Origin of the sequence: Epilithonimonas sp. (assembly GCF_036780765.1) — a bacterium.
In the GTDB taxonomy this organism is placed as follows: Bacteria; Bacteroidota; Bacteroidia; order Flavobacteriales; family Weeksellaceae; genus Epilithonimonas.
Map to the genome: position 1 here is coordinate 114,528 of NZ_DAIQCG010000002.1, position 26,517 is coordinate 141,044.

At 34.7% G+C, this 26,517-nt stretch carries 26 protein-coding genes and 1 CRISPR repeat array; of the genes, 14 read left to right on the forward strand and 12 right to left on the reverse strand.

Going from position 1 to position 26,517, the window contains the following annotated elements; genetic code table 11:
• Positions 1–8 precede the first annotated feature (8 nt).
• A CRISPR array of direct repeats spans positions 9–825; the repeat unit is 47 nt; unit sequence GTTGTGTTATATCTCAAAGATACTCAAAAATGAAAGCAATTCACAAC.
• 106 nt (positions 826–931) lie between these two features.
• The 3 genes from V7P73_RS03960 to V7P73_RS03970 form a co-directional block, all read right to left on the reverse strand.
• Positions 932–1,102 (reverse strand): lmo0937 family membrane protein, encoded by a 171-nt coding sequence (locus tag V7P73_RS03960; RefSeq protein ID WP_333851661.1) that lies wholly within the window; start codon positions 1,100–1,102, stop codon positions 932–934.
• An 89-nt stretch (positions 1,103–1,191) separates the two neighbouring features.
• A complete protein-coding gene (locus V7P73_RS03965) occupies positions 1,192–2,100 on the reverse strand; it encodes an endonuclease/exonuclease/phosphatase family protein (protein WP_333851662.1) in 909 nt (302 codons plus the stop codon).
• Entirely contained in the window at positions 2,101–3,009 is a 909-nt protein-coding gene (locus V7P73_RS03970) for a magnesium transporter CorA family protein (protein ID WP_333851663.1), read from the reverse strand.
• Positions 3,010–3,305: 296 nt separating this feature from the next.
• Between V7P73_RS03970 and V7P73_RS03975 the strand changes: the two genes are divergently transcribed.
• Positions 3,306–4,328: a 3-oxoacyl-ACP synthase III family protein gene (locus V7P73_RS03975; RefSeq protein WP_333851664.1), complete on the forward strand. Its 1,023-nt coding sequence runs from the start codon at positions 3,306–3,308 to the stop codon at positions 4,326–4,328.
• A gap of 190 nt (positions 4,329–4,518) precedes the next feature.
• Here the strand turns inward: V7P73_RS03975 and V7P73_RS03980 are convergent, their stop codons facing one another.
• The 4 genes from V7P73_RS03980 to V7P73_RS03995 form a co-directional block, all read right to left on the reverse strand.
• A complete protein-coding gene (locus V7P73_RS03980) occupies positions 4,519–4,947 on the reverse strand; it encodes a MarR family winged helix-turn-helix transcriptional regulator (protein ID WP_333851665.1) in 429 nt (142 codons plus the stop codon).
• 73 nt (positions 4,948–5,020) lie between these two features.
• Positions 5,021–5,443, reverse strand: coding sequence for an organic hydroperoxide resistance protein (locus V7P73_RS03985; RefSeq protein WP_124803315.1), 423 nt, complete (start codon positions 5,441–5,443; stop codon positions 5,021–5,023).
• Between the two features lie 263 nt (positions 5,444–5,706).
• Positions 5,707–6,903, reverse strand: a complete 1,197-nt coding sequence (locus V7P73_RS03990) for a DUF1501 domain-containing protein (RefSeq protein WP_333851666.1) — start codon at positions 6,901–6,903, stop codon at positions 5,707–5,709.
• Positions 6,904–6,914: 11 nt separating this feature from the next.
• Positions 6,915–8,282, reverse strand: coding sequence for a DUF1800 domain-containing protein (locus V7P73_RS03995; protein WP_333851667.1), 1,368 nt, complete (start codon positions 8,280–8,282; stop codon positions 6,915–6,917).
• A 217-nt stretch (positions 8,283–8,499) separates the two neighbouring features.
• Between V7P73_RS03995 and V7P73_RS04000 the strand changes: the two genes are divergently transcribed.
• The 10 genes from V7P73_RS04000 (at position 8,500) to V7P73_RS04045 (ending at position 19,087) form a co-directional block, all read left to right on the forward strand.
• Positions 8,500–9,072, forward strand: coding sequence for a hypothetical protein (locus tag V7P73_RS04000; RefSeq protein WP_333851668.1), 573 nt, complete (start codon positions 8,500–8,502; stop codon positions 9,070–9,072).
• A gap of 172 nt (positions 9,073–9,244) precedes the next feature.
• On the forward strand, positions 9,245–9,811 hold the full coding sequence (locus V7P73_RS04005) for a YceI family protein (protein WP_333851669.1): 567 nt from the start codon (positions 9,245–9,247) through the stop codon (positions 9,809–9,811).
• 171 nt (positions 9,812–9,982) lie between these two features.
• Positions 9,983–10,624, forward strand: a complete 642-nt coding sequence (locus tag V7P73_RS04010; protein ID WP_333851670.1) for an alpha/beta hydrolase — start codon at positions 9,983–9,985, stop codon at positions 10,622–10,624.
• Between the two features lie 285 nt (positions 10,625–10,909).
• Positions 10,910–12,328 (forward strand): L-serine ammonia-lyase, encoded by a 1,419-nt coding sequence (locus tag V7P73_RS04015; protein WP_333851671.1) that lies wholly within the window; start codon positions 10,910–10,912, stop codon positions 12,326–12,328.
• Between the two features lie 119 nt (positions 12,329–12,447).
• Positions 12,448–14,142, forward strand: a complete 1,695-nt coding sequence (locus V7P73_RS04020; RefSeq protein ID WP_333851672.1) for a DEAD/DEAH box helicase — start codon at positions 12,448–12,450, stop codon at positions 14,140–14,142.
• A gap of 150 nt (positions 14,143–14,292) precedes the next feature.
• Positions 14,293–14,931, forward strand: a complete 639-nt coding sequence (locus V7P73_RS04025) for a DUF47 domain-containing protein (protein ID WP_089767592.1) — start codon at positions 14,293–14,295, stop codon at positions 14,929–14,931.
• Between the two features lie 25 nt (positions 14,932–14,956).
• On the forward strand, positions 14,957–16,099 hold the full coding sequence (locus V7P73_RS04030; RefSeq protein ID WP_333851673.1) for an inorganic phosphate transporter: 1,143 nt from the start codon (positions 14,957–14,959) through the stop codon (positions 16,097–16,099).
• A gap of 147 nt (positions 16,100–16,246) precedes the next feature.
• The gene (locus V7P73_RS04035; protein WP_312419268.1) at positions 16,247–17,218 is read left to right on the forward strand and encodes a polyprenyl synthetase family protein; all 972 of its coding nucleotides are present in this window, start codon (positions 16,247–16,249) and stop codon (positions 17,216–17,218) included.
• A 96-nt stretch (positions 17,219–17,314) separates the two neighbouring features.
• Positions 17,315–18,268, forward strand: coding sequence for a GSCFA domain-containing protein (locus tag V7P73_RS04040; RefSeq protein ID WP_333851674.1), 954 nt, complete (start codon positions 17,315–17,317; stop codon positions 18,266–18,268).
• 54 nt (positions 18,269–18,322) lie between these two features.
• Positions 18,323–19,087 (forward strand): TatD family hydrolase, encoded by a 765-nt coding sequence (locus V7P73_RS04045; protein WP_333851675.1) that lies wholly within the window; start codon positions 18,323–18,325, stop codon positions 19,085–19,087.
• A gap of 29 nt (positions 19,088–19,116) precedes the next feature.
• Here V7P73_RS04045 and V7P73_RS04050 read toward each other — a convergent pair whose 3' ends face one another.
• The 5 genes from V7P73_RS04050 to V7P73_RS04070 form a co-directional block, all read right to left on the reverse strand.
• Positions 19,117–20,367: a DEAD/DEAH box helicase gene (locus V7P73_RS04050; RefSeq protein ID WP_333851676.1), complete on the reverse strand. Its 1,251-nt coding sequence runs from the start codon at positions 20,365–20,367 to the stop codon at positions 19,117–19,119.
• 89 nt (positions 20,368–20,456) lie between these two features.
• Entirely contained in the window at positions 20,457–20,942 is a 486-nt protein-coding gene (locus tag V7P73_RS04055) for a DUF6438 domain-containing protein (protein WP_333851677.1), read from the reverse strand.
• A 45-nt stretch (positions 20,943–20,987) separates the two neighbouring features.
• Entirely contained in the window at positions 20,988–21,971 is a 984-nt protein-coding gene (obgE, locus tag V7P73_RS04060; RefSeq protein WP_333851678.1) for a GTPase ObgE, read from the reverse strand.
• A gap of 73 nt (positions 21,972–22,044) precedes the next feature.
• Positions 22,045–22,623, reverse strand: a complete 579-nt coding sequence (locus V7P73_RS04065) for an adenylate kinase (protein WP_333851679.1) — start codon at positions 22,621–22,623, stop codon at positions 22,045–22,047.
• Between the two features lie 44 nt (positions 22,624–22,667).
• Entirely contained in the window at positions 22,668–23,222 is a 555-nt protein-coding gene (locus V7P73_RS04070) for a phosphoribosyltransferase (RefSeq protein ID WP_333851680.1), read from the reverse strand.
• A 130-nt stretch (positions 23,223–23,352) separates the two neighbouring features.
• On the opposite strand from V7P73_RS04070, the gene V7P73_RS04075 reads away from it, so the two are divergent.
• The 3 genes from V7P73_RS04075 (at position 23,353) to V7P73_RS04085 (ending at position 26,510) form a co-directional block, all read left to right on the forward strand.
• Complete coding sequence (locus V7P73_RS04075; RefSeq protein ID WP_333851681.1) at positions 23,353–24,387, forward strand: PASTA domain-containing protein; 1,035 nt, start codon at positions 23,353–23,355, stop codon at positions 24,385–24,387.
• Positions 24,388–24,451: 64 nt separating this feature from the next.
• On the forward strand, positions 24,452–25,522 hold the full coding sequence (locus V7P73_RS04080) for an RluA family pseudouridine synthase (RefSeq protein ID WP_333851682.1): 1,071 nt from the start codon (positions 24,452–24,454) through the stop codon (positions 25,520–25,522).
• 19 nt (positions 25,523–25,541) lie between these two features.
• On the forward strand, positions 25,542–26,510 hold the full coding sequence (locus V7P73_RS04085) for a PorP/SprF family type IX secretion system membrane protein (RefSeq protein ID WP_333851683.1): 969 nt from the start codon (positions 25,542–25,544) through the stop codon (positions 26,508–26,510).
• The last annotated feature ends 7 nt before the right edge of the window (positions 26,511–26,517 follow it).

Below are 26,517 nucleotides of genomic sequence, written 5' to 3' on the forward strand. Positions count from 1 at the left end.
AGCAGGATGTTGTGTTATATCTCAAAGATACTCAAAAATGAAAGCAATTCACAACTTACAATTCTAAAGAAAAGTAAAGCGGTAAGTTGTGTTATATCTCAAAGATACTCAAAAATGAAAGCAATTCACAACTGACGTAATCATCTTCTGTGTAGTCATCTTGTTGTGTTATATCTCAAAGATACTCAAAAATGAAAGCAATTCACAACAATTGTTTACACCACCAAAAGCGGGTATTAGTTGTGTTATATCTCAAAGATACTCAAAAATGAAAGCAATTCACAACGCTTTTACTGCAGAGATCTCTGAATCATAAGTTGTGTTATATCTCAAAGATACTCAAAAATGAAAGCAATTCACAACTTAGGTTTTTCCGCTTTTAAGCCTAAACCAGTTGTGTTATATCTCAAAGATACTCAAAAATGAAAGCAATTCACAACAGCATCCCCCACAAGCATAAAGTAATTTCCGTTGTGTTATATCTCAAAGATACTCAAAAATGAAAGCAATTCACAACGGAACATATTAAAACTAATATTGTCAGAGAGTTGTGTTATATCTCAAAGATACTCAAAAATGAAAGCAATTCACAACCTTAGCCCTTGTCATTAAAGTTGATGAAAAGTTGTGTTATATCTCAAAGATACTCAAAAATGAAAGCAATTCACAACGAACGCAGTGACGTTGTACACGGTGCAAGAGTTGTGTTATATCTCAAAGATACTCAAAAATGAAAGCAATTCACAACGGAGCTGCATCAATTATTATTCAAGTGGATGTTGTGTTATATCTCAAAGATACTCAAAAATGAAAGCAATTCACAACGCTGATTATCTCAAAAAATGAAAATGATTCTGTGCCTTAAATATATAAAAAACACCAGCGAGCAAATAGCAGACTGGTGTTATGTTTTATTTGAAGGTAGAAGATCTTAATCCAAAGGCTTTCTACCTGAAATGATATTGAATAATACCACAATAACAGCGATTACCAATAGTACGTGAACCAGATATCCGGTATTCATTCCTGGGACAACGCCCAACATTCCTAGTAACCATACGATGATGCAGATAACTGCAACTAACCATAATAGACTTCTCATAATTTTATTTTTTAGTGTGATTAATGAGATATAAGCATATATTGTGCCTTTTCATTTTTTGAAATGATAAAAGCACATGGCTACAGATTCTACAATAGTCGTAAAAGAACAGGGAAATGGTCGCTGTAACCACTCATATATCTTGATCCAGAATACGTTCTGGAAGGATAATTATTGTTTTTGTTGTCTTTGTTTTTCAGTCTTGGAGAATTATAAATTTCAGCTTTAATTTTTTTAAAATTAAAACTTTCCCTTAGAGTTTTTTCAGTGAATAAAATTTGGTCAAAACAAACACCTTTTTTTCCGTGGTAGGTCGAAAATTGGTTTTGATTATATAATTTTTCAAAAGGATTACTCAGAACTTTTTCGCCATTTTTATCAAAAAGTAGATCTTGTAAAGTTTCATTATCCGGATTTTCATTGAAGTCTCCCATTATAATAACCGCTTCTCCCTTATCAAGCACTTCCTGAAGAGTTTCTTTTAACTTTTGAATAATGAAATTTCGCTTTTCTTTTTTAGCATCCTGATTTCTTTTGGAAGGAAGATGCAAAACAAAAATATGAAGCTTTTTCTCCATAAATAAAAACTCCGCCTGTAAAATATCACGTGTTTCAAATTCTTTCTCTTCATCCAATTGGAACTGTAAAGTTTGATATTTCAGTAACGTGAATTTCTCTTTATCAAAAAGCAAAGACACACTTAGATTACGAGAATCTTGAGAAGGTTCATAAATGATTTCATAATCATTAATATGAGAATTTTCTCGAGTCAAATCTTCCAGAACAGACTTAGCGCCGATCTCAGCCAAACCAATAAGAGAGGGTGATTGTCCAAAATCTTCCTCGATAAAACGAAAAACATTTGAGATTTTTCTGACTTTCAGATTGTATTTGTAATCATCCCAATTGTATAAACCGGAATGATAGGATTCTGCAGAATCTTGGTCAGGCGGATAAAAATTTTCGACGTTGTAAAATGTCAGCAATTCTTTACTCATCTAGCCTTGCCACTTTTTTCTTCGCATATAGATAAAGGTACAAATTACAATCAAAGCCATTAGCCCTAGAGTGAAATAATAGCCTTTTTTATGATGTAATTCCGGCATATTATCGAAGTTCATTCCGTAGATTCCGGCAATGAAAGTAATCGGTAAAAAGTAAACCGAATAGATAGCCAAAAGCTTCATTACCTGATTCGCTTTCTGGTCAGAAAGTGCCAAAAACATAGAGATGAGGTTGACGGTTTGTGCATTCACGTGGTCAAAATCCGCAATTACATCCTTTTGTTTATCGAGTAAATCCATAACTTCTACTTCCTGCAAATCCAAAGTTTTGAATTTAGTGATCCATTCTCCAGAGATGTTTAAGATTCTCGTATTAAGCCCAGATTTTCTTTTAAGTTTATACAGTCTTCTGATTTGGTTTGTGTGATTGGTCGTTTTCAGGAAGATTTCATTTTCCATACTATCCATCACCTCAAGCAAAGTGTTGCTCTCGTCATCAAAGGTTTTTATAATTTTCAAAGCCAATCGAAGCGCCAAATGGTCACGCGAAATATTCTCGGGATGACCTTTTTTCAGTTCCTCAAAAACTTCATTGATGCTTTTGCTTTTCGCTCTGTGCGTTGTGATAATTAATTTTGGAAGTAAGAAAATCCCTAGTTTACTGCTGATATCACTGATGTTGTTCAGCGTCCGCTTTTCCAAATCCGTAGATTCGCGGGTCAGAAAAAACTTCACCTGATCCACTTCTTCATATTTCGGAAGGTGGTTCGGGTCTATCGTATCCTCCAGCAGGAGATAATTGATGTGGTAACGCTCGTGCAAAAACTGCAAATCCTCTTCAGTAGGCGCAGTTACGTCTATCCATTCCCAGTTGGCAGTTTTATATTTCTGTTCTATCGGCATAGAACAAAACTAATTAAAATATAACTTATTTCAAGACTATCAATGGTTCAAAAATATTTGGGCAGCTTAATCCGCCTTCCACTCCCGCTTTTTTCTTTTTTTGCTAAAAAAGAAAAAGAGCTCCGTTCAAGTCGGGCTGCAGCTTCGCCATACTCAACATTAGTCATAATTTAGAGGTTTTATCATTAAACCAAAATAATTTAAACCGGTATGAAAGAGATAAATTTTAACAATCAATAAAAAATCTATGTAATAAATAAAATATTTACATTTGCCAAAATTTCTAAAACACACCAATGTTTAAAAGTGTAATATCAGGAGTCGGACATTACGTTCCGGAAAATATAGTGACCAACGACGACCTTTCTAAACTAATGACCACCAACGATGAGTGGATTACCGAGAGAACAGGCATCAAAGAAAGAAGACATCGAAAAAACCGTGTAGATTCTGAAGAAACAACCTCTTTTTATGGATTGAAAGCTTCAGAAATCGCACTCAAAAATGCAAACCTTACTGCAAAAGACATAGATTATATTGTATTCGCAACATTGTCTCCGGATTATTATTTTCCGGGTTCCGGCGTGTTGTTACAAGAAATGCTAGGTTGTGATACGATTGGAGCTTTAGATGTTCGAAACCAGTGTTCTGGTTTTGTTTATGCAATGAGCGTTGCTGATGCGTTTATCAAATCAGGATTGTACAAAAACGTTTTGGTTGTTGGAGCCGAAATTCATTCTTTCGGATTAGATTTTTCTGATGCTGGACGTGGCGTTTCCGTGATTTTCGGCGATGGAGCAGGCGCAGTGGTTTTATCTGCAAGTCAAGATGAAAATGCTAAGGGAATCCTTTCTGTTAATATGCATTCTGAAGGCAAATATGCGGAAGAATTAGCTGTTAAATTCCCTGGAACTAAGTTAGGTTGGAGCGACAATCTTCTTAAAAATCCAGATTCTTTAACAGCAGAAGATATCTATCCGGTAATGAATGGGAACTTCGTTTTCAAACACGCTGTAACAAGATTTCCAGAAACTATTTTAGAAGCTTTGGAGAAAGCAGGAAAAACGATTGAAGATTTAGATTTATTAATTCCTCATCAAGCGAATATCAGAATTGCGCAATATGTTCAGCAATTGTTAAAATTACCAGACGAAAAAGTATTTGTGAATATCCAAAAATATGGCAATACAACGGCTGCTTCTATTCCAATTGCTTTGAGTGAAGCGATTCAGGAAGGTAGAATGAAACGTGGCGATTTGGTTTGTATGTCAGCCTTCGGAAGTGGTTTTACTTGGGGAAGCGTTTTATTTGAGTATTAATTCAATTCAAAAATGATTAGTTAAACCACAAAAGTTACAAAAGATTTTTAATTTTTAAAGTGATTCAAAAGTTTTAGAAAGTATTAATTATGAGCATTTCACTTATTTGCTCTTTTAAGCAAACTTTCCTTTTGTGACTTTTGTGGTGAAAATAACAAAAAGAGCTATTCGTTTCTGAATAGCTCTTTTTTTATTGATTAATTTTCTGAACAACCTTATCGGATAATGTTTTCAATTGCTCCATTTCTTCGAGATTGAGATTCATTGCTTTTGCTAATTCAATCGGGATACAAGTGGCTTTTTCTTTGAGTTTTGCACCTTTTTCTGTTAAATGAATTTTAACAACACGCTCATCTTCCTTACTTCGTTTTCGTTCCAGATAACCTTTTGATTCTAATCTTTTCAAAAGTGGTGTCAAAGTGCCGTTGTCCAATTGTAGAATTTCCCCAACTTGATTCACCGTCACATCATCTTTTTCCCAAAGCGTCATCATCGTGATGTATTGTGGATAAGTCAACCCAATATTTTTAAGAATCGGACGATAACACTGCATGATTTCGCGATGTAAAACATAAACAGAAAAGCAAAGTTGTTTGTCTAATTTTAATAAATCTTCCATACTGAGTTTTTGATTGAGCTCCACTATTCAAAGATAAATAATTTAGCACCTTTTCGGGTTGGGAAAACAAAATTTAGTCGTTGCTCACAGTCAACTTAACTTCGATATTTCCTCTTGTAGCATTAGAATAAGGACAGATTTGATGTGCTTTCTCAATCAATTCCTGAGCTTGTTCCAAAGAAACTCCTGGAATATTAGCGTGCAATTCTGCTTCCAGACCAAATCCGCCATTCTCGATTTGACCAATTCCGACTTTTGCAGTTACGGTTGTTTCGCCAGTTTCGATTTTGCTTTGTTTGATAACCAGGTTCAATGCGCTGTCAAAACAAGCTGCATATCCTGCAGCAAAAAGCATTTCAGGATTTGCAAAATCATCATTTGCTCCACCAAGACCTTTTGGCATTCTCACTTCTAAATCTAAGATTCCGTTATCGCTTTTCACGTTTCCGTTTCTTCCTCCTTTGGCTGTAGCGCCAATGCTGTACAATGTTTTCATTTTGTTGATGTTTTAATTATTATTTGATGGTACAAATGTATGGTGTAAAATTATATTGCGCACAATATAAATTGAAGTTTTCATCAAAATCGATTATTGATGTAAACTATAAACCATCTGAATTTGATAATTAGTCGGATTTGAATTTTAAAATTTTTGCTGAGTGAAACGCCTTTGCGCTCTTGAAAATATTTTCAATAAACAATAAAAACCTTTGCGGACTTTGCGTTTAAAATAATATTGGGATCTGTGAACAAGTTTAATTAAATAAAATCATAATAAACATTATCTTTTCCGAGGATCTTTTGGTCATTAGTATTCAGCCATCTTTTGAGAACTGTCGCATAAACTTTTCTGAAATCTTCTGTGTAAATCAAATCGCCGTCTTTTAGATTGGTCAAATCAGGAAGTGGATTCAACAATCCTTTTTTCTTTAGTCCACCGCTGATGAAAAACATTTGGTTGGCCGTTCCGTGGTCTGTTCCATTACTAGCATTTTGTGCAACTCTCCGTCCAAATTCAGAGAAAGTCATTATCATAATATCATTGAATTTCCCATTATCCTTCATATCCTTTGTAAAGATTTCCACAGCATCATTGATATTTTTGAACAACTGATTTTGTTTTTGATTTTGATTGGAATGCGTGTCAAAACTTCCTACGGAAAGATAATAAACTTGTGTGTTGATATCAGATTTGATGAGTGATGCAATGGTTTTAAAATCTTTCCCAATTTGTGTCGATGGATAAACTTTGTCTGTTGGTTTAGCTTTGCTTTCAGAAAAAATATATTCGGAATTGTTGATGGCGTTGCCAAGTGTATTGTAAAGATATGAAGCCAATTCGTGCTCGTGGTCGTGATTGTTTGCATTAAGTTTTTTATAAAGCATTTCCTGACTGTTATCAAACAATTTTTTTGGGTCTTTGAAAGCGATGGCATTTTTCGTTTCGCCTTTCATTGCTAGACTTAACAAATCATCAACTTCTATTGCCTGAGTCGGGTTCTGACAATCGTGACACGCTTCATCCAAATACCGCCCGAGCCAGCCAGAATTTTTGAACTCATTGCTGTCACTCGCCGTTTGCCAAATATCCATACTTCGGAAGTGCGATTTGTTCGGATCCGGATAGCCAACATTATTCATCACAGCTAATTCTCCATTGTCATAAAGTTCTTTGAAGAATTTGAGATTAGGGTTAATTCCAGCTTCATCTGTCAACAAAAGCGAATTTTCTTCCTTGATAGAAATCTGATTTCTTGACTTATAATAAATATCATTTTTGACAGGAATAATAGTGTTGAGTCCATCATTGCCGCCAGATAATTGTAGAATAATCAGCGTTTTTCCATTCATAGAAATCGCTTCTGGTAAAGTTATAGCTTGTAGAAAATTTGGGAAAAGAAAAGAAGCAGCAGCCAGACTGCTTGTTTTCAAGAATGTTTTTCTATTAATAATCATAACTGCTTATTTTAACAAAGTTGATATTCCGGCGTTGACATAATACTTATCATCAGATGTTTCTTAGTTTTATCAGAATTGAAATCCGTAATCATTTTCTGTAGATTTTCATTTGGTTTTGCTAATAGAAGACTGAAAAGGTCTTTATTCAAAATATTACTGATGCCTTCCCAATGGATAGTAATTGGGTTTTGCTTTTTGTTGACAACCACTTTTTTCTCGTCTTTTCCCATATTGACATCATCATTAGATTTAGGTTCTATATCTAGGGTTTTGTAACCCGCCATTACAGCAGGAATTTTCATTCTAAGTAATAACGTAGAACTGTCTATCCAAAGTGTTCCGCTTGGCCAACCTGCTACATTTGGAGGTTGTAAAAGTTCTTGTCCAAGCAATTTTTCGAAGTTGTAAATCGTATCGCGATTCTGCAAATCCATGGGCATTATTCTTCTGATTCCGACGATTAATTCAACTGGCGATTTTATTTTTGCACCGATGTTTTTTTCAGAATAAAACCAATCTGACAGGAAAATTTCGTCCATCAAAGTTGTGATGTCATAATTGGATTTGTAAAATTTATCACTCAATGATTTTACTATTTTTTCATCAGGATTTTCATTAACCAAGAATTTGTAGATTTTTTCTGTGATGAAATGTGCGCATTCTGGTTTTTCGAGAATCATATTAATGATATCAGTTCCATCAAAATTACCCGTTTTTCCAAGAAATACTTTTTCTCCAGAATCGTGTTGTTTTTTGTTATCGGTAAATTCTCCTAAACCATTATAACTCCAACCAGTAAAGGCTCTAGCGGATTCTTTGATATCTTTTTCTGTATAAAGATTTCCTCTTCCCAAAGTGAAAAGTTCCATCAGTTCTCTGGCAAAATTTTCATTCGGTTTGGCTTTTTTATTTTGCTGATTATTCAGAAAATTGAGCATCGCCGCCGATTTTGAAACTTCAAAAACCAGATCTCGAAAATTTCCCAAAGCATTTTTTCGGAAGATTTCTATAATCTCCTTATTAAATAAAGATTGCTGAATTCTTGTTGCAAAATGTCCGTGCCAGAAAAGCGCCATTTTTTCCCGAAGCTGATAAGGCGTATTTATCATTTGAGAATGCCAGGATTTTCGGACAGAAATATTATAATTTTTATTGAATTGATTAACTGGCTTTCTATCTGTAGCTTTTGACATTTCCTGATATTGTTCTGGTGTTATCGCTGGAACATCCGTTTTCAAAGGTTGATAATCCGAAGTGTTTTTAAGTATTTGATATAATTTCTTTGGATTTAGGTTTTTATATTTTTCGATATCGTTGTGATGAATGCCAAAACCAGCTCTGAAAACCAAATGTTTATTTTTTAAGAAATTACTCATAAATCAGGATTTATCGTTTTAGAATCAAATAAAAAAGAATTGTTAAATCAAAAATTATGAAAATATCGCTTTGTGAATAAATTTTAATAAATAATTATGATTTTAAATAATTGAAAATTAGAAAGTTGTTAACTAGATTGTTAATATTGTCAAACAAAAATCCGCTTTGGCACGGAATTTACAAGTAAGAACCTTGTAAAATTTAAAATTTAAGAATATGAAATCTTTAAAGCAGTTAATATTAGGCGCAGGAATTTTGGCAGGAGGATTAATGTCTGCACAGAGTTCTGATATGACCAATATGTTGAAAGTTGGTCTTAATGCAGGTGTTTCAACAGGTGGTAATACAGCAGCTAATTTAGGAGTGGATTTATCTTACCAATATTTGGTGACGCCTGGTTTTGGTTTAGGTATCGCTACAGGTTATAACCATTACTTCGGTAAGAATAAAACTATAAATGGTGTAGAAGTTGAAAACAATGATTTGGGAGTAGTTCCGGTTGCGGCACTTTTCAGATTTTATCCACAACAAACTGGGTTCTATTTTGGAACTGACTTAGGTTATGGCTTGATCGTTGGAGATGATAAAGTAGCAAGTAACGTGAATGTTGACAGACCAGACGGTGGTTTTTACATTAGACCAGAAATTGGTTACCACAATCGTGACTGGAACTTTTTTGTTCAGTACAACAAAACATTTACTGGAGACAAAGGACAGATTGCCGACCAAAAATATAATGCTGGAGCAATCGGTGTAGGTTTTGCTTACAACATCCCTTTAGGTAAATAACATGATTTTTTGCTTCTTTCATTAGAAAGCAAAAGATTAATTGAATTAAACTATGATACATTAGTGCCTCATTTTTTATAATGAGGCATTAATTTTTTAAAAACTTATCATACATCAATTTTAATTTTGAATGATTCTAATTAGATTTGCGTCATTAAAATTATTTAAAACAATGAAAAAGGTATTATTACTAGCTGTATTGGTAAGCGGATTAGCTTTTGGACAAACAAAAAAATTAACAAGTTCAGACGTACACTGGTGGGGTTATAAAATTGCAAAAACAGAAGCATCTTCGCACGATGGAACTGTGAATGTAAAATCTGGGAATCTCGTTCTTAAAAATGGTTCTGTAGTAGGAGGACAGTTTGTTTTGGATATGACCACTATCAATTCAACAGACCTTTCTGGAGAATACCAAGGGAAATTGAATGGACACTTGAAAAATGGTGATTTCTTCGAAGTTGAAAAATTCCCAACTGCAACGTACAAAATCACTTCTGTAAAGAAAAACTCTAACAAAGATTATAATTTCCTTGTAAACGGTAATCTTACAGTAAAAGGAAAAACCAATCCGGTTTCTTTCCCTGCGAAAATTACTGCTAAAAATGGAGTTGTAACTTTGGAATCTGATAAGTTTTCTTTTGACAGACAAAAATTTGATGTAGCTTACAAATCTACAATGCAAGACGTTTTGGTAAAAGACGATGTTGATTTGAAAGTGAAAATCAGCGTAAAATAATTACCACAGTACTAAGTAAATATCAAGAGCAGAATTTTTTCTGCTCTTTTTTTCTTTTAAATTTGAATGTTATTTCAAGTCATTGCTGAGTTTTACGTCTTTGCGAACCTTAAAAATGTTTTCAATTAATTCAAAAAATCTTTGCGGACTTTGCATTCAAAAATCAAGTTAATGAAACTATATACCATAAGCGGACTCGGGGCTGATGAGAAAGTTCTGGAAAAATTGACTTTCAATCCAGAAATAGAAATCGTTCACATTCCGTGGCTTATTCCGAATCTCAATGAAGATTTCCTCGATTATGTTTTAAGAATGTCAGAATCTATAGATGATTCCGAAGATTTTTATTTATTGGGATATTCGTTCGGAGGAATCATTGTACAAGAAATTCACAAACTAAAACCGGCGAAAAAAATTGTGATTCTAGGAAGTATCAAATGTGATGCGGAGAAATCAAAACTGATTCTCGCAGGACAAAAAACTAATGCTGTAAAATATATCCCACTCAGAGTTTTCAATGGAAAAACAACATTGTTTTATTCATTTTTTAGAAAATTATTTGACCCGAAAAATCCAAAACTTACCCAATATTTCCGAGTAAAAGACCCGTATTATCTCAAATGGTCTATGGATAAAATTACCAAGTGGAAATTCGATAAATTGCCGGATGTTATTCAGATTTTGGCAGACAAAGACATTGTTTTTCCACTCAAAAATTCAGAACCAGATTTCGTGATTAAAAATGCCACACATCTTTTTCCAGTTACCAAATCGAAAGAAGTTTCCGAGATTTTAAAGACCATTTTTGTGTAGAATTTTTATTTGGGCAGCTTAATCCGCCTTCCGTTCCCGCTATTTTTTGCCAGAAGTTTACAATTCAAAAAGAAAAGGAGTAATCTGCAAAAAATGAGCTCCACTCAAATCGAGGAACGAGATTCATCGATTCAAAAAGGGAAATAAAGAAAATGAGATAAGTCGGGCTGCGCTTCGCCAGAATCAACATTGGTCTCAATATCAGGATTTAACAAAATAATATTTCAGATTTAGATAATTTGTAAAAATCAATTACTTTTACAACCGATAATTTTTTACAATTTAATGGAATCAATCAGTGTTTTCGACATCATAAAGATCGGTATCGGGCCTTCATCTTCCCATACAATGGGACCTTGGAACGCAGCAAAGATGTTTCTGGATTTGGTCAAACGAAATCATTCTTTACAAGATGTCAAAGAAGTTTTTGTAGAATTCTTTGGCTCGCTTGCAAAAACAGGCGTTGGTCACGGAACTGATATTGCAGGAATGCTTGGTTTAAGCGGAGAAAATTTCAGAACCATTGATACCAATACGATTGATGAAAAGATTGAAAAAATAAAATCAGAACAAAAAATCCATCTTGGAGGAGAAGTTTGGTTGCCGTATATTTATGGTCATCATTTGATTCTTAACAAAGAAAAATCTCTCGATTTCCATCCAAACGGAATGATTTTCAAAGTTATTTTCCAAAATGGAGAAGAATTTAGTCAAGATTATTATTCAGTTGGAGGTGGCTTTGTAGCAACCAAAGAAGATAATTCTATGGAAGACAGATGTGTGAGAACGCTTTATCCTTGTCATCACGGCAGCGATATTCTGAAATATTGTGAAAAACTGAAGATTGATAAAATTTCCGACTTAGTTTTCCTAAACGAAGAATCTTGGAGAACGCACGAAGAAACACGTCAAAAAGCTCTTGAAATTTGGGATAACATCAAAGACTGCGTTTACAAAAGCATCAACAAAAAAGGAATCTTGCCAGGTGGACTGAACGTTACAAGACGAGCTTCTGAAATGAATGAAAAACTTCTAGGAACTCAGATTTACAAAAATAAAAATGAATGGTTCGAAATGGTTAAAAATCAGGAGAAAACATTCAATTCTGTGACAAAGTGGGTTTCTTGCTTTGCTCTTGCTGTGAATGAGGAAAACGCATCTTTTGGAAGAATTATCACTGCGCCAACCAATGGTGCAAGTGGGGTAATCCCGGCAGTTTTGATGTACGCTCAGACTTTTACGGAGTTTAATTCTGAAGAAGATATTATTAGATTTCTTTTGGTTGCGGGAGAAATTGGAACTTTATTCAAAAAAAATGCAACAATATCTGCAGCAATGGGCGGTTGTCAGGCAGAAGTTGGCGTTTCATCAGCAATGGCAGCGGCAGGATTGACGGAGATTTCTGGAGGAACGCCTGGACAAGTCTTGATGGCAGCAGAAATAGCAATGGAACATCATCTTGGATTAACTTGTGATCCAATTGGTGGGCTTGTTCAAATTCCTTGTATAGAACGAAACTCTATGGGAGCAATGAAAGCGATTACAGCAGCTTCATTAGCTTTGGATGGCGACCCCACAAAAGCTAAAGTTTCCTTAGATAGCGTCATCAAATCTATGTGGGAAACGGCTTTGGATATGAATTCAAAATATAAAGAAACTTCCGAAGGTGGATTGGCAGTTGCTGTGAATGTTGCTGAATGTTAAATACTTTTATTATACAATTTTCGATATTAAATTTCATTAATAAAGAATCGTTAAAAAAGAAGTCATTTTGTTAGCAAAAATAAAATTCGTATCTTTGCAGGAAATTAGACGATCTTTAAATGAATTTATTTACGGAATCCAATCTTAGCGCTGAAGTTCTTCAGGCGATTGGCGACCTCGGCTTCGTAGAGCCGACAGAAATCCAAAAACAGACTATTCCTTTTATCTCTACAGATACTCGCGATCTTATCGCACTTGCGGCAACAGGAACAGGTAAAACAGCAGCATTTTCGCTTCCGATTTTGGATATGATAGACGACAATAGTCGTAAAATCCAATTATTGGTGCTTTGCCCTACTCGTGAACTTTGCCTTCAGATTACCAAAGACATCAAAAATTATACGAAATACCTAAAAAACATCAAAACTACAGCAGTTTATGGTGGTAGCAGTATTATGGATCAAATCCGATCTTTGAGAGACAAACCTCAGATTATTGTGGGAACTCCGGGTCGTGTGATCGATATGATTGGCAGAAAAGCTTTAGATTTTTCTGAAGTACAATGGGTGGTTTTGGATGAGGCAGACGAAATGTTATCAATGGGTTTCAAAGATGATTTGGAAACTATTCTTAGCGAAACGCCTGAAACTAAGCAAACTTTCTTGTTCTCTGCAACGATGAACAAAGAAGTAGAACGTATTTCTAAAAACTATTTGACCAATCCTCACAGAATTTCTGTTGGATCCATCAATGCAGTTAAGAAAAACATCAAGCACGAATATTATGTGGTTGGATACAGACAGAAAAAAGAAGCTTTGAAGCGATTGATTGATGCAAATCCAAATCAATATTCGATTATCTTTTGTAGAACAAGAATGGAAACTCAGGAAGTTGCAGATTTCTTGATGCAAAATGGTTACGCAGCAGATGCACTTCACGGTGATCTTTCTCAGGCGCAGAGAGATACAGTGATGAAGAAATTCAGATTGAAGAACATTGATATCTTGGTTGCGACAGACGTTGCAGCTAGAGGTTTGGATGTTGATTCTTTGACGCACGTTATCCATTTCTCTTTACCAGATGATCCGGAAGTTTTTGTTCACAGAAGTGGAAGAACAGGACGTGCAGGTAAAGACGGAATTTCTATGGCTTTGATTAAACCAGAAGAAAGCAGAAAATTGAAGCAAATCAAATCTGAAACTAAAATCGATATCGAGGAGAAAAAAATCCCAACTGGAAAAGATATCATCAAAGCTCAGGTGGGCGGTGTTTTCGAAAAATTATTGACAGAACACGAAGATTTCTTTGAATTTGATAATAGTTTGATTCCAGACCTTTCTAACTTTACCAAAGAAGAATTGGTTCATCAATTATTGCAATTCCAATTGAAAGATCTTGCGACTTATTATAAGGATAGAAACGATATCCAACAGCAAGAGCTTAATAGTAGAGGAGATGACAGAGGAAGCAGAAGAGAGAGAGGAAGAGAGCGCGAAAGAAACGGAGAACCAAGAGAAAGAAGAGAACGTAACGATAGAAATGACAGAGGTGGAAAACCAAGAAAAAAGAATGAAGATATGGTAAGATTCTTCTTCAATCTTGGGAAGAGAGACCAACTGAAAAAAGTGGATATGTTGGACATCATCAACAAAGCTACTTCTAAGTCCAAAAAAAGAGCAGATATCGGTAATATCGAGATTTTGGATAAGTTCAGTTTCTTCGAAATAGAGAAGTCATACAAGAATGAAGTTTTAGATGGATTGACTAGTATGAAATTTCGGGGAAAAGAAATGCGTGCTGAAGTTGCAAATTAATGCTTGAATATTGATTTTAACGCTGAAAATAAATTATAAAAACCTGCTAATCAGCAGGTTTTTCTTGTTTCTAATCTTAATAATTATTTAACATAAAAATTTTCATGACCTTTTGTTTTTTATCATATTTGCAGAAATTAATCCGAAATAATGGGAATAGGAAATCTTTTCAGAGCATTTCAACCGAAAGATAAAATCTTTTTTGATTTGTTTCTTAAGGTCGCAGATAACTTAGTAGAAATGTCAAAAACATTCCACGACGGTTTGCTGGATTTTGATATCAATGATGAAACGTTGTTGAATCAAATGAGCGATTACGAACACAAATTAGACGATCTTACACACGAGATCTTCGTACAATTAGGAGAAAACTTCATCACACCATTTGACAGAGAAGATATCAATTATTTGGCTTCTGGTTTGGATGATATTGCAGATTATATATACGCTTCTGCAAAATATATTTATCTATACAAAAGCCCAGATAACAAAGTTTACTCTGAGTTTTCTCTTCTAATCCACAAATCTTGTCTTGAGATTAAAAAAGCTTTGGAAAATTTGAAAGACTTCAAAAATCCAAACGAAGTAAGAGAATCTTGTATCAAGATTAATTCTTACGAGAATATTGCAGACGACGTTCTAAGTCAGGCTATTGTGAAGTTATTTGAAACCAATGATGCATTGTTGATTATCAAGCAAAAATCTATTCTTGATTATCTGGAAATTGTTACGGATAAAGCAGAAGATGTTGCCAATACAATGGAAAGCATAGTTATCAAATACGCATAAGCGTGCGACCAAAAATTAAAAACGAATGGATTTTCCAATTCTACTCATTATTATTATCGCATTAGCGCTGATATTTGATTATATCAATGGTTTTCACGATGCAGCCAATTCTATCGCAACCATTGTTTCTACAAAAGTACTTACGCCTTTTCAAGCTGTTCTTTGGGCAGCATTTTGGAATTTTGCGGCATTTTTTATCGCTGCTTATGTTGTAGGCGAATTCAAAATTGGTAATACGATTGCAAAAACGGTGGATGAAAACTTCATCACATTAGAAGTGATTTTTGCTGGATTAATTGCTGCAATCGCCTGGAACTTATTGACTTGGTGGTTCGGGATTCCGTCCTCATCATCTCATACTTTGATTGGTGGATTTATCGGAGCAGCATTGATGCACGCTTTGATTACTGACTATCATTTGATTGCAATCACACATCCAGAATATTCTTTTATCGAAAAAGCTAATCAGGCATTTGTCCAGCTTTTCTCGCAAAATGTTGTAAAATATAAAGTCGTAATTCCGATTTTCCTTTTCATATTTTTGGCACCATTTATTGGAATGGTAATTTCAATTATCATTACTCTAATCATTGTAAATATCTGTAAAAGAGCCAATCCACATAAAGCGGAACGTGTTTTCAAAAAGTTACAGTTGGTTTCATCAGCGTTGTTTAGTCTTGGACACGGAACCAATGATGCGCAGAAAGTAATGGGAATTATTGGAGCAGCGATGATCTATTTCCATGTGAATATGATGAAAGATCCAATGTATTTGAATGTTGCAGAAGCTGATCGTTTCAACTTCTTCGCAGATCATTATCTTTGGGTACCTGTAGTATCATTTTTGGCTATCGCATTGGGAACAATGAGTGGTGGTTGGAAGATCATTAAAACAATGGGAACCAGAATCACGAAAGTTACTCCATTAGAGGGTGTAGCGGCAGAAACAGCTGGTGCAATCACGCTTTTCATCACAGAACAATTGAGAATTCCGGTTTCTACAACGCATACCGTTACAGGTTCAATCATTGGAGTTGGGCTCACAAAAAGAGTTTCCGCAGTAAGATGGGGAGTGACAGTTAGCTTACTTTGGGCTTGGATTCTTACAATTCCGATTAGTGCAATCGTAGCAGGATTTACTTATTTGCTTGTAGCATTATTCTTTTAAAATCAAATCTTTACTGATTATATTATAGCTTCTCATTTTGAGAAGCTTTTTTATTTTAAATTAATCCTAAACAGACAAAAACAAGAAACGAAAATCTTGGTAAAACAATTGTAAAAATCGTATTTTTGCATTAAACAAGTTTTTTAAATGGAATTTCTAGATCAGTATCAAAAAGTTGTAGCGGAAGCTATCGAAAAACATACTTTCACCAACAAGCCGGATGAGTTGTATCAGCCAATGAATTACATTATTTCTCACGGTGGAAAAAGACTTCGTCCGATAATGCTGTTGATGGCTTGTGACCTTTTCAAAGGAGATTTGGAAAAAGCTTTAAAACCTTCTTTAGCGATAGAATTCTTCCATAATTTTACTTTGATTCATGATGATATTATGGATGAGGCGCCATTGAGAAGAAATAAACCAACGATTCATACTTTACACGGAATCAATGTTGGAATCCTTTCTGGTGATGCTTTGTTAATTAAAGCTTATCAGTTTTTTGAAGATTTGGAGCCAGAATTATTCAAAAAATGTATCAAAATATTTTCTGAAACCGGAGCTGTTCTTTGCGAAGGCCAACAATTTGATATCAATTTTGAAAACAGGTCGGATGTAAGTTATGAAGATTATATCCAGATGATTACCTTCAAAACTGGTGTTTTAAGCGCTTCATCGTTCCAAATCGGAGCATTGATTGCTGGTGCGTCAGAAGAAGATGCAGATGCACTTTATAACTTTGGGAAGCATATTGGTATTGCGTTCCAAATTATGGATGATTATTTGGATGTTTTCGGAAATCAGGAACAATTTGGGAAAAAACACGCTGGAGATATTTATGAAAATAAGAAAACCATACTTTACCTTTTGGCTTTACAACACGCCAACGAAGAAGAATTATCTGAGCTGAATTACTGGTATTCTAAAAAAACAGATAATGTTGACAAGGTTTACAGTGTTGAGAAAATCTTCAGAAGAACAAAAGTAGATGATAAAGTTTTGAGATTGATTCAAAAGCATAACGAAATTGGACAATCTTATTTGGATAAAATCAATCTTCCAGACGAAAGTAAATTACCATTCAGAGAATTAGCAAATTATTTGTTGAGAAGAGAAAGCTAGAGAAATGTAAAACTGTAAAATCGAGAAATTGTCGAATCGATGCTACATCAAAAGCGGTTTTACAAATCAACAAATCCACAGTTTAACAACAATAAAATGAAATTCAGGACAGAAGTAGAGATTAATGAGAGTGGGAAAAAAATAGGAATCGAAGATTGTATATTTTCGATTGGTTCTTGTTTTGCGACGGAAATGCACGAGAAATTTTCTGAAGGTCAAATTCAATCTCTTAACAATCCTTTCGGGACTATTTTCAATCCGTTTTCTATTCTTCAAGCGGTTCAACAGATTTATGATGCGAAAGAATATCAGGAAAATGATTTGATTTTAGCTAATGAAAATTACATCAGTCTGGATCATCATTCGTCGTTTGACTCCAGATATGCGCACAAATCTTTGGAGAAAATTAATCAAAATATAGAAGAAGCCAATCAGTTTTTGCAAAGCACAAATTTTGTGATTATCACATTTGGAACTTCTTATATTTACGAATTTCTGCCGAAAAACAGATTAGTAGCGAATTGTCATAAGATTCCACAAAAGTTTTTTGAAAAACGATTTTTATCACATCAGGAACTTACGGATTCTATCCATAAAACGATTGAAATTCTGAAAGACATTTGTAAAGATAATGTTCAGATTTTGTTTACAGTTTCGCCGGTTCGTCATACCAAAGACGGAATTGTAGAAAATCAATTGAGTAAATCAAAGTTGATTACAGCAATTCACGAATCTATTTCTGGAAAAGAAAATTGCAGTTATCTACCCGTTTACGAAATTTTGATGGATGATTTGCGAGATTATCGTTTTTATAAAGAGGATTTGATTCATCCTAATTCTCAAGCTGTTCAGTACATTTGGGAGAAATTTGGGAATGCTTATTTTTCTGATGAAACTAAGATTTTCATCAATGAAAATAATAAAATCATAACGGCTCTGAATCACAAAACCAACGACGACAAAAATCCAAAATATCAGGAGTTTTTGGATAAAATCAATCAGAAAAAGATTGAACAACAAAAAAAAGTTAAACATAAAATATTTGGCTAATCGCTTTTCGCTAATTGCTATTAGCTATTTGCCAACTGCCAGTCGCAAGACAATATGATAGACACTCACACCCATTTATATTCCGACCAGTTTGATGAAGACCGTCACGAAATGATTCAACGGGCTTTGGATAAAGGCGTAGAAAAATTCTTTCTTCCCGCAATTGATTCTGAAACGCACGAAAAAATGCTCTCATTAGAGTCTGAATATCCTGAGAAAATCTTTTCGATGATGGGATTGCATCCTTGTTCAGTACAACCAGAATCTTGGGAAAATGAATTACAGTTAGTCAAGAATTATCTTGATCAAAGAGATTTTGTAGCAGTTGGAGAAATCGGAATTGATTTGTATTGGGACAAATCGACTTTAGATATTCAGGTAAAAGCCTTTGAGCAACAGATTGATTGGGCGATAGAAAGAGATTTACCAATTGTCATCCATACAAGAGAAAGCTTCGAAGAAACTTTTGAAGTTCTGGAAAGAAAAAAACATCCAAAACTTCGTGGGATTTTTCATTGTTTTTCTGGAAATTTGGAACAAGCGCAACACGCTATCGACCTTCAATTTATTCTAGGAATCGGTGGAGTAGTGACCTTCAAAAACGGAAGAATAGACCAATTTCTCAATGAAATTCCATTAGATAAAATCGTTTTAGAAACAGACTCTCCTTATCTGGCTCCCGTTCCTTTCCGAGGAAAACGAAATGAAAGTGCTTATGTAGAATTGGTTGCAGGAAAACTGGTAGATATTTACAAAACTGATTTTACAGAGATTGATAGAATCACGACAGAGAACGCTTTGAAGCTATTTGAAATATAAAAACCGGAAATTACTTCCGGTTTTCTTTTTTATTTCTTCCTAAAAAATCCTTTGTTTTTAGGCTTCTTGAAACCTATTTCGGTTTTTGCCTGAGGTTTTGGTCTCGGTGTGAAAGGCTTGTTATTACTGTCTCTTTTCTGTTCAACCAAATTATCAGTATGATAAGGATGATCTTTTACGACAGGAATCTTTTTTCCAATCAACTTTTCTGTGCTTCTAAGATTTGCCAAATCCAATCCATCAACAAACGAAAAAGAGGTTCCTTCTGAACCGGCTCTACCAGTTCTTCCGATTCTGTGAACATAAGTTTCTGAAACATCGGAAAGTTCGTAATTTACTACATATTTCAGCTCATCGATATCAATTCCTCTTGCTGCAATATCTGTAGCCACCAAAACTCTTGTTTTCTTCGATTTGAAATTGTTGAGCGCATTTTGTCTTGCGTTTTGAGACTTATTTCCGTGTATCGCTTCTGCAGAAATTTTAGATTGATGCAGTTTTCTGGCGATTTTATCTGCACCATGTTTGGTTCTGGAAAATACCAAAACCTGATCCAGCTTCGGATCTTGCAAAAGATGAACCAAAAGATCAGTCTTGTTATCTTTCTCCACAAAATAAATACTTTGCTGAATTGTGTCTGCGGTAGAAGAAACCGGAGCAACTTCTACTTTTACAGGATTCACCAAAATCTCGGAAGCCAAATTAGCAATCTCTTTCGGCATCGTTGCAGAGAAGAAAAGGTTTTGTCTTTTGGCAGGAATTATTTTAAGGATTTTCTTCACATCGTGTACGAAACCCATATCCAACATCCTGTCAGCCTCATCTAAAACAAAAATCTGAAGATGATGAAGTTTGATAATCCCTTGAGAAATGAAATCCAGCAATCTTCCCGGCGTGGCAATCAAGATATCAACACCTCTTTTCAACTGTTGTTCCTGTGCGTGTTGTTTTACGCCACCAAAAATTACCAAAGATTTTAGTTTCAGATGTTTGCCATAAGCTTGGAAGTTTTCCTCAATTTGAATGGCTAATTCTCTTGTAGGCGTTAGAATCAAAGCTTTGATTTGGTTTCTATGTTGTTCTTTTTCAGAAAGGTTCTGTAATATTGGAATTGCAAATGCCGCTGTTTTTCCCGTTCCTGTTTGTGCGCTTCCCAAAAGATCTTTTTTTTGTAAAATTGATGGGATTGCTTTTTCCTGAATGGGTGTAGGTTGTTCGTATCCTTGTGCTTTTAATGCGTCTAATATTGGCTTAATCAAGCCTAATTCTTCGAAATTCAAATGAAATGTTTTAAGTGTAAATAAAAAAATCCCTTCAATTCAGAAGGAATTTATGTTTTGCAAAGTTAACTTATTTAAAATAAAGTTATTTAATTAACTTTTTGCCAGTTTTGTTTTTGTTTCAATTCGTCAATGAAAGTGATAAGTGCCGTTAGATTTTTAGGTTTTTCACCAGCAGTCATCGCTATATCTTTTTTGCTGCCATCTGAAAAATAAACTCTGAGATTACTTTTAGATGCATCCATAATTCTCTTATCAATGTAACTGTCTGATAATGATTTTACATTAGCCACGTCTGTTAAAGTAATCAATTTGTCATAATTTGCGGAACTGATTTTAGATTTGAAAGTCCCTTCTCTTGGTTTGTCCAAATCACCTTTACCTTCTCCTTGAGAAAAATTAAAGTGTTCTGCCTCAAGAACAGCATTTTTATCAGTGTCAACAGTTATCTTGTAAATAGGACAAAATCCGAAGCAAGGACCAACTTCGTACTCTATTTTAGAATATTTGGAAGTTTGAGAAGTACTGCAGGCTATTAATCCAATTAGAAGCAAAAGACTTAGCAAATATTTCATTGTCAATTTTTTGTTCAACAGCTTTCAATAATTGTTCCGAAATATTTATCCGTGTAATTTTTTCCAAATCGCATCTTTCAATGCCTGAAGTCCTTCACCAGTTACACCAGAGAAAAATAAAGGCTGTCTGTTTTCAGGAAATTCTGCTGAGATTTCTGCCTTCAATTCATCATCCAACAAATCTGATTTTGAAATAGATAAAATAAAATCTTTATCCACCAGTTCAGGATTATATTCCTTCAATTCATTTTCCAAAATTTTGAATTCCTGAAAATGATCTTCAGAATCAGCCGGAATTAAGAATAATAAAATCGAGTTTCTTTCGATATGTCTCAAAAATCTGTGACCAAGTCCTTTTCCTTCTGCTGCGCCTTCTATAATTCCGGGAATATCAGCCATTACGAAAGATTTATAATTTCTCCATTCCACGATTCCAAGATTGGGTGTCAAGGTTGTAAAAGCATAATCTGCGATTTTAGGTCTTGCAGCAGAAACTGATGCCAAAAGAGTGGATTTTCCTGCATTTGGGAAACCTACCAATCCAACATCAGCCAAAAGTTTCAATTCAAAAATGATATAACCTTCCTGACCTTCCATTCCTGGTTGAGCATATCTGGGAGTTTGGTTGGTAGAAGACTTGAAATGCTCATTTCCTTTTCCTCCTTTTCCTCCTTCCATGAGGATGATTTCTTGTCCATCTTCCAAGATTTCTCCTATGATTTCGCCCTCTTCATTTTTTGCAATAGTACCCAATGGCACATTGATGTAAACATCTGCACCGTAAGCTCCTGTCAATTGATTTTTTTGGCCATTCTGCCCACGTTCTGCTTTTACGTGCCTTGTATATCTTAAAGGTAAAAGAGTCCATTCGTGAGCGTTTCCTTTCATTATTACGTGACCACCGCGACCACCATCACCGCCATCTGGACCACCTTTCGGGATGTATTTTTCTCTACGAAGGTGAGCCGATCCAGCACCGCCGTGACCACTTGTACAATGGATTTTCACGTAATCTACGAAATTTGACATAATGTTTTTATTGATGGAAGATGGAAGTCCGAAGATGGAAAAATTCCCGCTTCATACTTCCATCTTCCTGCTTTTACTTAATTTTTTCTACTTCAGCAAATAACTTCTCAGAGATTTCGGAGATTTCGCCAATTCCGTTAACTTCTACGTATTTGCCTTGATTTTTGTACAATTCTGCAACTTCTGCAGTTTTTGTATAATATTCTTTGATTCTGTTTCTGATGATGTCTTCATTAGAATCATCTGTTCTTCCGCTTGTTTCTCCTCTCTTCAAAAGTCTTTCTACTAAAACTTCATCTTCTACAATAAGCGAAAGACAAATGCTGATTTCAGAATCTAATTCTTCTTTCACAATTGTTTCCAACGCTTCCGTTTGAGTAGCCGTTCTGGGGAATCCGTCAAAAATAAATCCATTGGTCTGTGTCGGTTTTCTCAACTCATCAATTAGCATATCAATCGTGACTTGATCTGGAACCAATTCTCCTTTGTCAATATATGATTTGGCTAATTTTCCAAGCTCTGTATCATTCTTCATATTATATCGGAACAGATCTCCGGTCGAAATTTGTTTTAAATTAAATTTCTCGATAAGATGCTGTGCCTGGGTTCCTTTTCCACTTCCCGGAGGACCAAAGAGAACAATATTGATCATAATTTCTTTAAATTTATTATTGATTTATTTCTTTCAGTATAATACTAATGATTGATTCTTCCTTCTTCTAATTGATAAAGATCTGGTAGGTTTCTTCCCAATTCATCATAATCTAATCCATAGCCTAAGACAAACTTGTTAGGAATTTCTTTTGCAACATAATCTACTGTAAAATCTTTTTTGAAAACATCTGGTTTCAAAAGTAAAGAAGCTACTTTCAAAGATTTAGGACGTTGCGTGTTTTTGAAATATTCAAAAAGGTTTTCTAGCGTATTTCCTGTATCTACGATGTCTTCCATAAGGATGATGTGACGATCCACAACTTCTTTTGTAAGTTCCATTTTTTTATAAACAATCCCTGTAGATTGGGTTCCAGAATAAGAACTTACCTGTAAAAAAGCAATTTCACATTTACCAGGATAATATTTTAAAAAATCCGAAAAAAACATAATTACTCCGTTCAGAACACCTACAAAAATAGGCGTTTCATCTTTGTAATCTTCGTAAACTCTTAAGGCTAATTTTTTTATAATTTCCTGAATTTCATCGTGTTTCAGGTATGGTACGAAACTTTTGTCGTGAACTTGTATAGACTCCATATATATTTCAAAGTACAAAAATAAGGTTTTTATGCCAAATGACCGATTTTCTTTTTATGAAGCTTTTTCAGCAAAGGGTAATACAATTTAATTATCTATATTTGCGTTACGTTTCTGAAAAAGAATAATTATGTTCAAATCACTTTTCCATTGGAAAGTTTTACTTAATATCGTTTTAGCAATGGCGTTTTTCGCCGGTCTGGTTTGGTTGACGTTCCGTTGGCTGGAGTTTCATACCAATCACGGAGAGGAAGTTCCTGTCCCGAATGTAATGAATATGACCGTCCACGAAGCTATTAAAATCTTGGATGATTCTGGTTTGGAATATGAAGTTGATAGTTTCAAATATGATCCTAAATTCCGTCCTTTTCAGGTTTTAGCGGTTAATCCAAATCCTGGAGCTAACGTTAAAAATGGGAGGGTAATTACACTTAAAGTGAATCCAAGAACTTGGGCGAAAGTGGCTATTCCAGATATTATTGATAGATATAAAGGTTTAGCTTTTAATCAATTAAATCTTGTTGGTCTTAAAGTCGGAGATACACTTTATGAACCAAGTATCCAAAGAGATGCTGTGCTCAGAATTATATATAACGGAACAAGTGTGAAACCAGGAACTCAAATTCCTAGATTTTCAGCCGTTGATTTGGTCATAGGTTCTGGTCCTTTGAGAAATGTCAGTATCCCTAATGTTGTAGGGAGAACAGTTCAGGAAGCTAAGAAAATTATTGCGCAAGCTTTATTTGAAGTTGGGATTGTAGAACACGAAGATGGCGGAAAAGACGATTCTGATATTGTTTATTATCAAGATCCAGAATTTGGTTCTCTACGAGATCAGGGGATGCAGATTGATCTTTGGGTGAGTAAAAAAACACCTGCAGAATTACAGAATAAAATCAAGCAGCTGAATGAAATGTATCGTCCAAAAATTGATACGACATTGGCACCAATACAATATAATGAAATGCCAAATGTAGAGCCACCGAAACCTCAGGTTCAAAAACCCGCAGCTTCAGTAGAGTCTAATACGCCAAAGCCTAAAGCTGTAACGCCTGCACAAAATTCAGGAGCTAATAATTCCACTGGAACTGTAGCAAAACAAACTGCCACGACAACTGCTAAACCACAAGAAAAGCCTAAGCCAAAAAAAGTGGTTATTGAATAAAAAAATTAAAATTAATATCAAAAAAAGGCTTCGACTAATGGTTGAAGCCTTTTAAAATTATAATATGTTGGACGAAAACGAAGATTTTTTAGAAGACGAATTTATCAACAATGACACTTCTTCTGACGACGAAGAAAATAGTGGTTTGTATGAGCATTTCAATATTACTGTTGATGGTAATCAAGAACCGTTGCGTATTGATAAATACTTGTCCATCTTCCGCCAGAATTCTACAAGAAACAAAATCTCTCAAACTTGCAGAGCCGGAAATGTTATTGTTAACGGCAATGTTGTAAAACAAAATTATAAAGTAAAACCTGGCGATAATATCAGTGTTTTATTGGCTCATCCGCCAAGGGAAAATGTCATTATTCCACAAGATATTCCAATTAATATCGTTTATGAAGATGATGATTTGATTGTAGTTGATAAAGATGCGGGAATGGTAGTTCATCCAGGTCACGGAAATTGGGACGGAACATTGATTAACGCTTTAGCTTTTCATTTTGCAAAAGATCCTAATTATAACTCGGATTTAGATAGGGTAGGATTGGTTCATAGGATTGATAAAGATACTTCCGGATTGCTTGTAATCGCTAAGAATGAATACGCTCTGAGTTATTTGGCAAAACAATTTTTTGACAGAAAAACCAAGCGCCTTTATTGGGCTTTTGTTTGGGGTAATCTTCAGGACGATGAAGGAACAATTACCGGTCATATAGGCAGGCATCCAAAAAATAGAATGCAGATGTACACTTATGAAGATGGAAGCCAAGGTAAGCACGCTGTTACGCATTACAAAGTTTTGGAAAAATTCCGTTATATGACTTGGATAGAATGTAAGCTAGAAACAGGAAGAACCCATCAGATTCGGGCGCATATGAAACATATTGGACATACATTGTTTAATGACGAAAGGTATGAAGGCAATATTATACTTAGAGGTGTTAACCTTCCAAAATATAAGCAGTTTGTAAATAATGTTTTTGAGGTTTTGCCAAGACATGCTTTACACGCTCACACACTTGGCTTTATTCATCCAACGACTAAAAAAGAACTGTATTTTGAAAGTCCAATGCCAAAAGACATGCAGGAGGCTTCAGAACGTTGGAGAAATTATTTAGAAAACAATTAGAGTTTCATATATTTGTATTGTGAAGAAAAATTACCTATTATATAAAATATTTTTATTGATTATCACGGTTTCTTTTATGGAAACCAAAGCTCAAGAAACATTGCCTTTCTATCAACAATATCTTTTGGATGGTGATTTTTTGTTCAATCCGGCTTTGTTAGGAAAAACGGATGATGTTGTTCTGAATTTAAATTACCAGAAGCAATTTTCTCAACTCAGCGAATCACCCAATGTTCAAACTATTGGATTACACGCTAATGTCTTTGACAGAGTTGGTGCAGGGATTTCTTTTTTTAGAGATCAGAATGGACCAATTTCTTCTAATGGATTGTCGTTAGGAGCTTCTTATTTTATTCCATTATCAGATGAGGAAGATCGCCAAGATCAATTCTCTTTTGGTATCGGAACCAATCTCTATAATATGAATATCGATTATGGACAGATTAATGCTGCTCAACAAGGTGATCAAGTTTTAGGGGAGAATACCAACGATATTTTTCTAGCTTATGCTAATTTGGGAGCTGCTTTTAAATACAGACATTTCTTTGCGGGAGTTTCAGTAATTGATATTCCAATCAGTAATGATCTTCCGATTATAAATGGAATAGAACCTTCTCCAACCAAGTTTTATCTTAATGCAGGCTACGATTGGCATTTTACAGACGGAATGTTCTTAACACCGTCATTAATGATGAATCTGAATACCAATTCTTCAAGAATAATAGATTATAACTTGATGGCAACTGTTTTCGGTGAACAAAATAATGTTTCGGCAGGTCTTAGCTTCCGAAGTGCAAAAAGTGCGGTTGGGAGCCAGAACCTTGGTCTTTCACCTGTCATCAAAGGAAAAGTAGGATTTCTGACTTTTGGAGCAGTTTACAATTTCGGAGTTTCAGAATTGACAGAGAATTTCGGTAATAGTTTTATGTTATCAATTGGATTTAATATAGAAAACTTTATTAATTCTAGAGGTTTCCGTTATAGATAGTTTTATT

Coding starts and splice junctions, on each gene's coding strand:
- V7P73_RS03960 (WP_333851661.1), bottom strand. CDS start 1,102: ATGAGAAGTCTATTATGGTTAGTTGCAGTTATCTGCATCATCGTATGG.
- V7P73_RS03965 (WP_333851662.1), bottom strand. CDS start 2,100: ATGAGTAAAGAATTGCTGACATTTTACAACGTCGAAAATTTTTATCCG.
- V7P73_RS03970 (WP_333851663.1), bottom strand. CDS start 3,009: ATGCCGATAGAACAGAAATATAAAACTGCCAACTGGGAATGGATAGAC.
- V7P73_RS03975 (WP_333851664.1), top strand. CDS start 3,306: ATGTTTAAAAGTGTAATATCAGGAGTCGGACATTACGTTCCGGAAAAT.
- V7P73_RS03980 (WP_333851665.1), bottom strand. CDS start 4,947: ATGGAAGATTTATTAAAATTAGACAAACAACTTTGCTTTTCTGTTTAT.
- V7P73_RS03985 (WP_124803315.1), bottom strand. CDS start 5,443: ATGAAAACATTGTACAGCATTGGCGCTACAGCCAAAGGAGGAAGAAAC.
- V7P73_RS03990 (WP_333851666.1), bottom strand. CDS start 6,903: ATGATTATTAATAGAAAAACATTCTTGAAAACAAGCAGTCTGGCTGCT.
- V7P73_RS03995 (WP_333851667.1), bottom strand. CDS start 8,282: ATGAGTAATTTCTTAAAAAATAAACATTTGGTTTTCAGAGCTGGTTTT.
- V7P73_RS04000 (WP_333851668.1), top strand. CDS start 8,500: ATGAAATCTTTAAAGCAGTTAATATTAGGCGCAGGAATTTTGGCAGGA.
- V7P73_RS04005 (WP_333851669.1), top strand. CDS start 9,245: ATGAAAAAGGTATTATTACTAGCTGTATTGGTAAGCGGATTAGCTTTT.
- V7P73_RS04010 (WP_333851670.1), top strand. CDS start 9,983: ATGAAACTATATACCATAAGCGGACTCGGGGCTGATGAGAAAGTTCTG.
- V7P73_RS04015 (WP_333851671.1), top strand. CDS start 10,910: ATGGAATCAATCAGTGTTTTCGACATCATAAAGATCGGTATCGGGCCT.
- V7P73_RS04020 (WP_333851672.1), top strand. CDS start 12,448: ATGAATTTATTTACGGAATCCAATCTTAGCGCTGAAGTTCTTCAGGCG.
- V7P73_RS04025 (WP_089767592.1), top strand. CDS start 14,293: ATGGGAATAGGAAATCTTTTCAGAGCATTTCAACCGAAAGATAAAATC.
- V7P73_RS04030 (WP_333851673.1), top strand. CDS start 14,957: ATGGATTTTCCAATTCTACTCATTATTATTATCGCATTAGCGCTGATA.
- V7P73_RS04035 (WP_312419268.1), top strand. CDS start 16,247: ATGGAATTTCTAGATCAGTATCAAAAAGTTGTAGCGGAAGCTATCGAA.
- V7P73_RS04040 (WP_333851674.1), top strand. CDS start 17,315: ATGAAATTCAGGACAGAAGTAGAGATTAATGAGAGTGGGAAAAAAATA.
- V7P73_RS04045 (WP_333851675.1), top strand. CDS start 18,323: ATGATAGACACTCACACCCATTTATATTCCGACCAGTTTGATGAAGAC.
- V7P73_RS04055 (WP_333851677.1), bottom strand. CDS start 20,942: ATGAAATATTTGCTAAGTCTTTTGCTTCTAATTGGATTAATAGCCTGC.
- obgE (WP_333851678.1), bottom strand. CDS start 21,971: ATGTCAAATTTCGTAGATTACGTGAAAATCCATTGTACAAGTGGTCAC.
- V7P73_RS04065 (WP_333851679.1), bottom strand. CDS start 22,623: ATGATCAATATTGTTCTCTTTGGTCCTCCGGGAAGTGGAAAAGGAACC.
- V7P73_RS04070 (WP_333851680.1), bottom strand. CDS start 23,222: ATGGAGTCTATACAAGTTCACGACAAAAGTTTCGTACCATACCTGAAA.
- V7P73_RS04075 (WP_333851681.1), top strand. CDS start 23,353: ATGTTCAAATCACTTTTCCATTGGAAAGTTTTACTTAATATCGTTTTA.
- V7P73_RS04080 (WP_333851682.1), top strand. CDS start 24,452: ATGTTGGACGAAAACGAAGATTTTTTAGAAGACGAATTTATCAACAAT.